Here is an 11,770-nt window from a genome sequence, read left to right as displayed (position 1 = left end):
AGTTGAAGGGAATTTTTTCCTTTTGTTGAATATGTATTTTAAGGAGTGATCTCAATGAAGGATTTGGAAAAAGAATACCCGATTTTGAAAAAAGACCGACAATATCGCATGCAAAAACAGAATGAAAAAAGAGGAGTTCTAAAATGGCTGACTGTATTCTTAAACGTGATATTGAAAGTAATTATTAGATAATGGATTTGTTAACTTTTAATGCGAATTAGAGGGAATCGGCTCCCTTATCATCTACAATTAGTCTCTGCTTGATATTGAAGATTTTTCACAAAAACGAAAAAGTACTGCGAATAGCAAGCCGCAAGAAAGAATATGGTCAAAGGTAGTTTGACCATATTCTTTGCGACGAGTAACCGCAGGAGCGGCACTTTCGAAGTGTGAGTCAACAAATATGTGGTTTTCATACTTGTTGGCTTATGCGGAACATGCGGCAAGCGCAAAAGTACGATAAATAAGTACCTTGTTAAACTTCCACCACTCATCAATCCATACAAAAAAAGCCTACCGATATATATCGGTAGGCTTTAAAATGTGCATTAACGTACGCCACGCATAAACTTCTCGATCATTGGTGAAGAAATATATAACACTAAACCGATTATCAATGCAACAGCCCCGATGACACCGAAATAGACGATTTCAGTTTCAGGATTGTAGAATTTCACGACTTGCGCATTGATTGCTTGAGCGGCAGCACTCGTTAAGAACCATAAGCTCATTGTTTGTGCAGCGAATGCTGCTGGCGCAAGCTTCGTAGTTGCTGATATTCCGACTGGAGAAAGAAGTAATTCCCCAAGTACTACTAAGAAGAAACTTAATACTAGCCACCATGGACTAACCAAAGTTTCAGTTCCATTCATGTAAGCAGGGATAATCATCACTAAGAATGACATACTCGCAAAGAATAAACCAAGGGCAAATTTCTTAGGTGTTGACGGTTGTTTAACACCAAGACGAACCCATAACCATGCAAATAACGGTGCAAACCCAATAACGAATAATGGATTTAACGATTGGAACCAAGCTGGGTTAATTTCCCATGACCCAAGCACTAAGTTAGTTCGCTCATCTGCATATTGAGCTAGGATGATTGACCCTTGCTCTTGAATTGCCCAGAATACCATCGCCGAGATGAATAATGGAATGTACGCAAGAACACGAGATTTTTCATCTGCGTTCGTTTTTGAACTACGATACATTACGATAAAGAAAATCGTAGGAATGACGATACCCAAGATGGAAACGATCATCGTAAAGACATCGATTGTCATGATACCGTTTTCAATCAATATATAACCAATAATCAAGATGGCAACTAATGCAATCGAAATACGCGTGAATACAGTTTTACGCTCACCTTTAGTCATTGGATTCGGAACATGAGATCCTGCAAGTCCAAGAAATTTCTTTTTCGTAGCAACGAATACAACTAATCCAAGGAACATACCAATTGATGCAAGTCCAAATCCTAAATGGAAGTTATATTCCAATCCGATAGTACCTACAATTAATGGCGCAATGAATGCACCCATGTTGATACCCATGTAGAAGATACTGAATCCAGAGTCACGACGAACGTCGTTTTCCGAATACAAATCTCCCACGATGCTAGAGATATTAGGTTTCAATAAACCTGTACCAATAATGATTAAGCCCATTGAAATGAATAGTGTCGTGATTCCGCCTGGTAATGCCAAGACTGCATGTCCTAACATGATGGCTACCCCACCGTAGAATACGGTTTTGGTTGTACCGAATAGACGGTCAGCAATCCAGCCCCCGATAATCCCCGACATGTATACGAGTGATCCATATACCGCCATAATCGAGTTCGCTGTCGATCTGTCCAAACCAAGTCCACCTTGGTTTAGTTCATAGTACATATAGTAGAGCAGGATTGCGCGCATTCCGTAGTAGGAGAAACGCTCCCAAAACTCTGTAAAGAATAAGCTTAATAAGCCTTTTGGATGTCCAAAGAATCCTTTTTGAGGAACCGACTGGACGATTTCTTGTTTTGTCGCCATTCTTTTCCCTACTTTCTTTTTAATAATTACACATACGTTTTTGTAAATGAATGTGCAAAATATACTGATAATAAAGGTCCGATTGATTTATCAGTAAAAGACAACTTATACATTTTAACGTCCCCTCTTTAAATTGTCAAAAAACATTCGGAACTTGAAATACTTTGATTTCCTTCGAGTTCTGAAGTTTTTTATCGTGTTTAGGACCATTTTCCGTTATAATTGCCAGTATTAAAAATACCAAGGAGAACTTATATGATTAGGAAATTCTTTTCTTATTATCGCCCCCATAAACGACTATTTATTATCGACTTCACCAGTGCCATAATCGTGGCTATATTAGAGCTTGCATTTCCACTGGCAGTCCAGTGGTTCATTGACCAATTATTGCCTACAGGGGAATGGGGTACGATTGTAACCGTAAGCGTCCTCCTGCTGGCCGTTTATTTACTCAGTACCTTACTGAATTTTATCGTCAGTTATTTAGGCCACAAGCTTGGAATCAATATTGAAACGGACATGCGTGAACAACTGTTTACCCATGTACAACGCCAATCCTTTCGCTTTTTCGATAATACCAAAACGGGACATGTAATGAGTCGTATCACAAATGATTTATTCGATATTGGCGAACTGGCCCATCATGGACCTGAAGATTTCTTTATCGCCATCATGACGTTTATCGGTGCATTTCTCATTATGTACAACATCAATCCTGAGCTTGCAATCATCGCTATTATTATGATTCCATTCTTGATTGTTTTGGTTACATTCAGCAATATCAAAATGAATCAAGCATGGAAGAACATGTACATCAAAATTGCCGATGTAAATGGTCGTGTTGAAGACAGTGTTTCAGGTGTTAGGGTGGTTCAATCTTTCACAAATGAAGAATTTGAAATTAACAGATTCAAACATGATAATGGGCAATTTAGACTAGCTAAACTTGTCGCTTACAAAGTAATGGCTGGAACGCATTCCAGCATTTACATGATGACGCGTCTAATGACTTTGATCGTATTGGTCGTAGGTGCATGGTTCACAGTCAATGGAAAATTATCATATGGAGAACTTGTCAGCTTTGTCCTCTTTATAAATGTACTAATTAAACCTGTGGATAAAATCAGTGCATTGCTTGAGCTTTATCCAAAAGGAATGGCCGGATTCAGACGTTTCCTGGATTTAATCGAACAGGAACCGGAAATTAATGATCGTCCAAATGCAAAACATGTGAATCATTTGCAGGGCAATATTTCGTTTAATCATGTCCATTTCAACTACGATCAACATCAACAAGTACTTTCAGATATCAACCTAACAGTTAAAGCTGGAGAAACCGTGGCATTTGTCGGTCCTTCTGGGGCAGGTAAAACGACGATTTGTTCATTGATCCCCCGTTTTTACGAGGTCACGGAAGGTTCCATCACAATCGATGGACTTGATATTCGTGATATGAGTAAGCAATCATTGCGCTCACAAATTGGAATCGTACAACAGGATGTGTTTCTGTTTACTGGGACGGTCCGAGAAAACATTGCCTATGGAAAAAAAGATGCCTCAGAGGAAGAAATAATGGAGGCAGCAAAGAAAGCTCATTTACAAGAATTCATTTCCGAGTTGCCAGATGGTTACGAGACCCAAATCGGGGAACGAGGCTTGAAACTATCAGGTGGACAAAAACAACGTTTAGCCATCGCTCGTATGTTCCTGAAAAACCCACCGATTCTCATATTAGATGAAGCAACATCGGCACTTGATACGGAGACGGAAAAAATTATCCAGGCAGCTTTAAGTGAACTGGCTGAAAATCGCACAACGCTTATTATTGCTCATCGCTTTGCAACTATACGTGATGCAGATCGTGTAATAGTCGTAACGAAAGAAGGTATTGCCGAAGAAGGTTCGTATACGGAATTAGTAGAAGCAGATGGTCTATTTGCAAGATTACACAATATCCAATATCAATAAATAGAAAAGCAAAAACGCATTCCCGGGAAATCGGGAATGCGTTTTTTTACTTATCCAGCACAAAATCATGGTACCGTTCATAATCTGCTTGTTTTAGTTCAACTTTCAATAACGTACCCTCTTCTTCATACTCAGACCCTTGAACAGAGGCTTGTTCGTTTAAATAGGACACCACGTCTCCGCGGTCATATGGTATGAGCATTCGGCACATCTTGTAGTCCGCAAAAATATGCGTGCGAATCAGTTCAATCAATTCATCCAGTCCTGCATTTTCTTTGGCAGAAATCCAGATGTTATTTCCACTCACATGTGGATAATTCACACCTGCTAAGTCGGACTTGTTGTATACCTCAAGCGTCTGAACATTTTCAACTCCAACCGCTTGCAACGTTTCATTTGTAACGTCCATCATGTATCGATACTCATCATTGGACACATCGACTACGTGAAGGAGCAAATCAGCTTCTCGCGCTTCTTCCAAAGTAGAACGGAATGCTTTTACTAAATGTGTTGGCAACTTGCTGACAAATCCTACTGTATCAGTAAGTAAAAACTCTTTTTGATCAGGTAAACGGATTTGACGGACTGACGTTTCAAGTGTTGCAAATAACATATCTTTTTCAAAAACTTGTTTGTCATCGATTTGCCCTGTTTTTGCAAGTAGGCGATTCATGATCGTGGATTTCCCGGCATTCGTATAGCCCACAATTGATACTACAGGGACTTCATTTTTCTTACGTTGTTTTCTTTGCGTTTCGCGTTGGTCTTTTACATGATCTAAGTCGCGACGAAGTTTCGCAATCTGGTCTTCGATTTTTCGGCGGTCGAGTTCAAGTTTTGTTTCCCCGGCCCCACGGTTTTTAAAGCCCCCACCAGTGCCGCCACCTTGACGACCGAGTGATGCCCGCAATCCAACTAAACGTGGAAGCATATATTGAAGCTGCGCTAACTCTACCTGCATTTGTGCTTCTTTAGATTTAGCCCGTCGAGCAAAAATATCCAAAATCAACATGGTGCGGTCAATAACTTTACATTCCAATGCGGATTCCAAGTTACGGATTTGTGATGGTGATAACTCGTCATTGAAAATGACAAGATTAGCATCCGCTTCTTCAAAGAAGGCTTTGATTTCATCGATTTTTCCTTTTCCAACATAGTGCGCCGGATTTACCCGATCCAAGTTTTGCGTCACTTCTCCAACAACTTCTACATTTAATGCTTCTGCTAAGTTGTGTAATTCTTCTAAGCCATATTCAAAATGTTCATCTTTGTTTAAATTGACGCCAACGACAATAGCACGTTCCATTAATTCTTCCATTTGTGAATTCCTCCTCAATATCCTACCGAGAGAAAATCGAAATAATCCTTTTTTTGCCAGTAATAGTAGACAGAAAAAGAGAGCATACGAGTCGCTCTCTTTTTCTGAAAAGTATATTGGTTTTCAAAATGGATAGACCTATCCCGATTAACCTGCACAGTAGCAGTTCTTTGCATTATTTAGTTTCATCGCAAAGTGTTCCATCGGAATTTGTAGTCAATCATTTGGAAAACCTCCGTTCCTTAAAGTACTTATATCGTATCATACTCGTTTAAATAGATACAACTTCTTACAATTGTCGGAAGCCACCTGTGTTTGCTTTCACTGTAACTTCTGCAAATTTCTTCACGTCCGACTCTTTCGTCAGAAGCGTTCCGATCCATCCACCAATAAATCCAAGTGGTACTGATACAAGTGCCGGGTTCGTCAATGGGAAAATCGGGTTTCCTGTAATGATGGCTACACCTTCAACCGGGTTCATTACACTTGGACTAATGGAAACAAGTACTAAAGCAGATATTAGTCCTGTTGCCATGGCGGAAATTGCACCTGCTGTATTGAATTTTTTCCAGAAAATCGTATAGACGATAACTGGTAAGTTGGCACTGGCAGCAATACAAAAGGCGAGCGACACAAGAAACGCCACATTCAAGCTTTGAGCGAACAATGCCAAAATGATGGAGAATACAGCCACACCCAATGAAGCGAACCGAGCAGCCATCATCTGTTGTCTGTCTGTAGCTTTACCTTTTTTAATGATTTGCCCATAAATATCATGTGCAAATGCGGAGGCACCTGATAATACAAGCCCTGCAACCACTGCTAAAATCGTCGCAAATGCAACTGCCGAGACAAAGGACATCAGGAAATCTCCACCTAATTCTTGAGCTAAAAGAGGAGCAGCCATATTTCCTGCAGGATTGGTTGACACGATGAGATCTTGTCCAACAAACGCAGCTGCACCAAATCCTAAGAAGATGGTCATGACATAGAAAATACCGACAATCCAAGTTGCCCCACATAACCGAACTGCGCGCCGTTTTTGCGTCACGCACTGTAAAGAAGCGCATTAGGATATGAGGCAATCCCGCTGTTCCAAATACAAGCGCAATCATCAGGGATAGTGTATCCAGTGGCATTTTGTATTTAACTCCCGGATTCAAATAATCTGCTCCATGAGGAGTTGCGGTTTTCATTGATGTAAACATTTCAAAAATATTGAAATTGAATTCCTTCAATACAAGGAACGAAATTATGATAGTACCTGCCATGAGGAGAACAGCCTTAATAATCTGTACCCAACTGGTCGCAGTCATACCTCCAAATAATACGTAAACCGTCATCATGATTCCTACTAGTAGAACAGCAATCCAATACGGTATATCAAAAAGCAATTGAATCAGTGCCCCTGCACCCACCAGTTGGGCAATCATATAGAAAATAACAATGGTAATGGAGCTGATTGCCGCACCAGCACGAACTTTCTTCGCGTTAAATCTCGAATTGATCATATCGGCAAGCGTATACTTTCCAAGATTACGCAACGGTTCCGCAACGATAAACAGAACCACTAAATAAGCCACCAAGTAACCGATGGAGAACAGGAAGCCGTCAAAACCGTATAATGCGATTGCCCCGGCTATTCCTAAAAAGGATGCTGCGGATAGGTAATCTCCTGCAATCGCAAGACCGTTCTGCCAACCTGACAAACCTCCACCAGCTGTATAAAATTCACTTGTTGTATTTGTTTTCTTGGCTGCGAAGTATGTAACCACCAACGTCATCCCCACGATAATTAAAAATAAGATAACTACGATCGGATTCATTGGTTATCCTCCTCCTCGTAATTAAATTCTTTTAGTGTTTCATTAGCCATTCGGTCAAATTCAGCCGATTTTTTCATGTAAACGGTTACAAGAGTCCACGTCATGATGAATAATCCAAGAGCATATATCCAACTCCATGAAATATCACCAATAAATGAGGCATTTAAAACATCAGAATACGAAATAATAATAGGAAATAAAATATAAAGGCCTAAAAATAATAGTGTACTAGGAATCAGAAATGCTTTTTTCTTTTTTAAGAGATTACGAAAACCGGGAGACTCTTCAATTTTTTCAAAATCGGGTAATGATTTGCGCTTAATTTTCGTTGAATTTCGCTTTGATGCTACTACCAATTGAAACACCCCTTTTCTTTGTTTTAATTTTCAGAATACAATTAAAATTAAAACAATATTAGAATAGAATGTCAATCTATTTCATTCGGATTTCGAAGAGTACGAGAGATTGAGATTGCAGAAAAAAACACATGCACTGAAAGCATGTGTTTCGGAAGAAATATTAATTAATTTCTACATGCGAGAGACGCTCTTTCTCCTGAGTGCTTTTCAGGAAAACTAAATCGGTGTTAACTAAAGTTATTGTGTCATTTGACGTTTCAATCCCCAGAAGGCTTCCCCACTTTTTCACTTGGTTTTGGGGATGTTTTACCAAGAATTCACATCGTGAAATTTGCAACTGTTCATTGTAATCTTTCAGCGTCCCATCTTCCCTCAAACTTTGCATACGCTCTTCAAAAGATTCATTCCACTCGATAAAAAATGGAAGGGGCAATTCATCCGAAACGGTCTGTTCAATAAAAAGCATTCTCCATTTCCGTATAAACCCTGTAGATGTCTCACGTTCAGCATTCAATACGCCAGATGTAGTCCATCCTTCATTTTTCAACCTTCTATTGAGTGCTTCTATATTTTCAGTACGGAAACAAATCGTTCCCCATCCTTCACCATTCTCTAAATCGTGCAGTAGTAGTTTTGTAAGAGGGTGATTCGCCTGTTTGGCAATGTCCATCTGTTCCACTGACAAATATTCTATGTAACCATTTCTTGTATAGGTTAAGGCATTTACTGTTCCCCAACTTTTGTGTCGTCCCCCGATAGAAGTTCCTTTGTTATTTCGAACATGCTCTTTTGGGCTTTGCTTGCTAAAAAATACGACATGGTCCAGTTCAATCATTTTCTGAGCTCCTTTCTATACTATTTCATATTATAGACAAGAAATATAATAACTTCATTACCTCAAAAGGTTTAAAGGGTCAAAAAAATCCCACAACATATGTTGTGGGATTGAGATTTATTTATCTTGTTTCAATAGTACAAGTGTTTCATCAAACTCACGTTCAATTTCTTCATTCTTACGGTACGTGATCAAACTTACAATAACAGCTACGATTAAACATAGGATAAATCCTGGAACAATTTCATAAATTAAGCCTTTAAGGGTTTCATTATTCCCCCAAATAACCACTGTAGTTGCTCCAACGACCATACCTGCTAAAGCGCCCCAAGTAGTAAGCTTTCTCCAGAATAGTGATAGCAAAATAACAGGCCCGAAAGCAGCACCAAAACCAGCCCAAGCATACGCAACTAAATCTAGGATGGTCGTGTTTTGTTCCCATGCAATAAAAATAGCAACAACTGATACAAACAGTACTGCAAGACGTCCTAGCAACACAAAATGCTTATCTGAACCATCTTTGTTAATAACAGCTTTGTACAAATCTTCAATCAAGGCTGAAGAAGTAACGATTAATTGAGAAGAAATCGTGCTCATAACTGCAGCAAGTACAGCTGCCAACATAATACCTGCGATAAATGGATGGAAAATAACTTGTCCTAATGCAATAAAGACTGCCTCAGGGTCACCCAATGTTTCACCAGCATTTTGCTGATAGTAAGCGATTCCAATTAAACCTGTTGCAATGGCTCCAGCCAAACTTAATGCCATCCAACCAATCCCGATACGACGTGCTTGTTTTGTTTCTTTTACAGAACTGATTGCCATAAAGCGAACAATGATATGTGGCTGGCCAAAGTAGCCAAGACCCCAAGCAATAGCAGAAATTACACCTAAGCCTGTTGCTCCTTCAAGCAAGCTCAAACGTGATGGATCAACAGAACGAATGCTTTCTGCTGCGCCGTCGAAGCCGCCCACCATAAATAATCCGATAGTAGGTACCAAAATCAACGCCAAGAACATAATTAGTCCCTGTACAACGTCTGTGTAACTTACTGCAAGGAATCCACCAAACAGTGTATAGGCTATAACTACTGCCGATACAATCAAAAGACCTGTATGATAGTCTAAACCGAATGACTCGTCAAAGAAGACGCCACCCGCTACCATTCCTGATGATACATAGAACGTAAAGAATATCAAAATGATAATACCAGAAACGACACGCAATAAACGTGAAGTATCTTTCAAGCGGTTTTCCAAGAAACTTGGAATTGTAATGGAATCATTCGAAACTTGTGAATAAACACGTAAACGTGGTGCAACTAGTAACCAGTTTAAATAAGCTCCTACTGTTAAACCAACAGCTATCCAAGCTTCTACTAAACCTGTTGCATAGATTGCTCCTGGTAAACCCATCAATAACCAACCTGACATGTCTGCTGCTCCAGCACTTAACGCTGTAACCGCGGGACCTAAAGAACGTCCACCTAACATGTAATCCGTTAAGTTAGCTGTTTTTCGGTATGAATAATAACCGATATAAAGCATTGCAGCCATATAGATAATTATCGCAATTAATTGATATACATAATCAGACATACTTTTTCCTCCTTTGAGATTGTTATGAGTATTTCAAAATTCATCATAACACGCAACTTGCAGAAGAACGAGAATATTTTTTTAGTAAGAATTGTCACTAAACATAGAATTACCAACGTTTTACAGCATTTTTTGTATTTCCCAGGAAATATGTCATATTACACGCTAATACTTTTCTCTTTCGACATTTCACGCAAGAGATACTTTTGAATTTTGCCAGAAGCGGTCATTGGATACGATTCCGTAAACTCAATATAACGCGGAATTTTATGATGCGAAATTTTCCCTTTGCAATACGAACGTATTTCTTCGGCATCAATCGTTTCCCCATCTTTAGCAATAATCCAAGCCATTAATTCTTCACCGTATTTCGGATCTGGCACTCCCACCACTTGTACGTCCTGAACACTTTGATGTTGATATAAAAACTCCTCAATTTCACGAGGGTAAATATTTTCCCCACCACGAATCACCATATCTTTGATCCGACCTGTAATTTCTAGATAGCCTTCATCGTCTAAAATGGCAATATCCCCTGTGTGCAGCCAACCTTCTTCGTCTATTGCTTCACGTGTCGCTTCTTCATTTTTGTAATAACCTTTCATTACAAGATATCCCCGAGCACATAATTCACCAGGCACTCCTGCAGGCAATTCTTCATTGGTTACAGGATCTATAATTTTCACTTCCACGTGAGGATGAGGTTTTCCAACTGTTTTTACACGTTTTTCAATCGCATCATCCGCTTTCGTTTGTGAAATGACAGGCGAACATTCAGTAAGTCCATAACAAATGGTTATTTCGCTTGCCCCCATATCATCAATTACTTTTTTCATTACTTCAATCGGACAAGGTGAACCCGCCATAATGCCTGTTCGCAATGAGGATGTATCAAATTGTTTATATTCTGGATGATTCAACTCAGCAATAAACATCGTCGGAACACCGTGAAGACCTGTACACTTTTCATCCTGTACAGCCTGCAGTACACGTTTTGCGTCAAATTGCTCTACCAGTACCATCGTAGTCCCATGTGTGACAGCCGCAAGCGTTCCCAAAACACAGCCGAAACAATGAAAGAATGGCACTGGAATACATAAGCGGTCCTCTGGTGTTAACTTCATATAATCCCCAATAATTTGGCCATTATTCACAATGTTCATATGTGTCAGCATGACACCTTTTGGAAACCCGGTAGTCCCTGAAGTATATTGAATATTGATCACATCTTCTGTGTCCAACGATTCCAGACGTTCGTCCAGTTCCATATCAGTGATGTTTGCTGCATGCGCTTCGAACTCACTCCAAGAATAAATTCCGGCATATTCATTTTCACTCATGACGATGACTCGTTTGAAATGAGGCAGCCTCGCACAGTGAATATCCCCTTTAATAGATGACTTCAATTCTGGACAAACTGCATTGATAATCTCTATGTAAGAAGTTCCTTTAAATTCTTCACCTAAAATAAGTGTGGTGGAATCGGATTGATTCAATAAATATTCGAGTTCCTTTTCCTGATAATTGGTATTGACTGTCACAAGAACGGCTCCCATTTTGCCAGTAGCGTATTGGCTCAATAACCACTCTCTCTTGTTATCTGACCAAATGGCGATATGTTCTCCTTTAGCAATGCCCATCCCCATGAAAGCCTTTGCCAAGCGGTCTGTCTCTTCATCAAATTCTTTATATGTTTTGCGTAATTGCTTTTCTGGATATACGTACGCTTCTGTAGCGGGATATCGTTTCGCCATTTCTCGAACTACTTCCCCCACCGTTTGATGTTTCAACATGTTGTTGCTTCCCCCTTTGTGATGTCTTGGTTA

At 39.6% G+C, this 11,770-nt stretch carries 8 protein-coding genes and 1 pseudogene; 2 read left to right on the top strand and 7 right to left on the bottom strand.

All coding sequences use genetic code 11. The features are described 5' to 3' along the window. Positions 1 to 54: 54 nt before the first annotated feature. Positions 55 to 192, top strand: coding sequence for a hypothetical protein (locus tag MHH33_RS02350; RefSeq protein WP_016429660.1), 138 nt, complete (start codon positions 55 to 57; stop codon positions 190 to 192). Positions 193 to 548: 356 nt separating this feature from the next. Here MHH33_RS02350 and MHH33_RS02345 read toward each other — a convergent pair whose 3' ends face one another. After that, positions 549 to 2,036, bottom strand: coding sequence for a peptide MFS transporter (locus tag MHH33_RS02345; protein WP_016429659.1), 1,488 nt, complete (start codon positions 2,034 to 2,036; stop codon positions 549 to 551). Positions 2,037 to 2,291: 255 nt separating this feature from the next. Here MHH33_RS02345 and MHH33_RS02340 point away from each other — a divergent pair, with 255 nt between their 5' ends. Beyond that, positions 2,292 to 4,004, top strand: a complete 1,713-nt coding sequence (locus tag MHH33_RS02340; protein ID WP_342542837.1) for an ABC transporter ATP-binding protein — start codon at positions 2,292 to 2,294, stop codon at positions 4,002 to 4,004. 46 nt (positions 4,005 to 4,050) lie between these two features. Here the strand turns inward: MHH33_RS02340 and hflX are convergent, their stop codons facing one another. From hflX to MHH33_RS02310, 6 genes and pseudogenes are all read right to left on the bottom strand, one after another. Then, on the bottom strand, positions 4,051 to 5,322 hold the full coding sequence (hflX, locus tag MHH33_RS02335; RefSeq protein ID WP_342542836.1) for a GTPase HflX: 1,272 nt from the start codon (positions 5,320 to 5,322) through the stop codon (positions 4,051 to 4,053). A gap of 289 nt (positions 5,323 to 5,611) precedes the next feature. Then, positions 5,612 to 7,148: pseudogene (locus MHH33_RS02330) on the bottom strand (sodium/solute symporter). Further along, the gene (locus tag MHH33_RS02325) at positions 7,145 to 7,513 is read right to left on the bottom strand and encodes a DUF485 domain-containing protein (RefSeq protein ID WP_342542835.1); all 369 of its coding nucleotides are present in this window, start codon (positions 7,511 to 7,513) and stop codon (positions 7,145 to 7,147) included. The pseudogene MHH33_RS02330 and the gene MHH33_RS02325 overlap by 4 nt, the downstream one beginning before the upstream one ends. Before the next feature lie 154 nt (positions 7,514 to 7,667). Continuing rightward, positions 7,668 to 8,342, bottom strand: coding sequence for a VOC family protein (locus MHH33_RS02320; protein WP_342542834.1), 675 nt, complete (start codon positions 8,340 to 8,342; stop codon positions 7,668 to 7,670). Positions 8,343 to 8,459: 117 nt separating this feature from the next. Beyond that, positions 8,460 to 9,944 carry a sodium/proline symporter PutP gene (putP, locus tag MHH33_RS02315; protein ID WP_342542833.1) on the bottom strand — a complete coding sequence of 495 codons (1,485 nt, stop codon included), beginning with the start codon at positions 9,942 to 9,944 and terminating at the stop codon, positions 8,460 to 8,462. Between the two features lie 158 nt (positions 9,945 to 10,102). Beyond that, positions 10,103 to 11,737: an AMP-binding protein gene (locus MHH33_RS02310; protein WP_342542832.1), complete on the bottom strand. Its 1,635-nt coding sequence runs from the start codon at positions 11,735 to 11,737 to the stop codon at positions 10,103 to 10,105. Positions 11,738 to 11,770: the final 33 nt, after the last annotated feature.

This window comes from Paenisporosarcina sp. FSL H8-0542, assembly GCF_038632915.1.
In the GTDB taxonomy this organism is placed as follows: Bacteria; Bacillota; Bacilli; order Bacillales_A; family Planococcaceae; genus Paenisporosarcina.
The sequence above is the reverse complement of the archived record's forward strand: the minus strand, read 5'-3'. Positions and strand labels throughout refer to the sequence as shown.

Coding starts and splice junctions, on each gene's coding strand:
- MHH33_RS02350 (WP_016429660.1), top strand. CDS start 55: ATGAAGGATTTGGAAAAAGAATACCCGATTTTGAAAAAAGACCGACAA.
- MHH33_RS02345 (WP_016429659.1), bottom strand. CDS start 2,036: ATGGCGACAAAACAAGAAATCGTCCAGTCGGTTCCTCAAAAAGGATTC.
- MHH33_RS02340 (WP_342542837.1), top strand. CDS start 2,292: ATGATTAGGAAATTCTTTTCTTATTATCGCCCCCATAAACGACTATTT.
- hflX (WP_342542836.1), bottom strand. CDS start 5,322: ATGGAAGAATTAATGGAACGTGCTATTGTCGTTGGCGTCAATTTAAAC.
- MHH33_RS02320 (WP_342542834.1), bottom strand. CDS start 8,342: ATGATTGAACTGGACCATGTCGTATTTTTTAGCAAGCAAAGCCCAAAA.
- putP (WP_342542833.1), bottom strand. CDS start 9,944: ATGTCTGATTATGTATATCAATTAATTGCGATAATTATCTATATGGCT.
- MHH33_RS02310 (WP_342542832.1), bottom strand. CDS start 11,737: ATGTTGAAACATCAAACGGTGGGGGAAGTAGTTCGAGAAATGGCGAAA.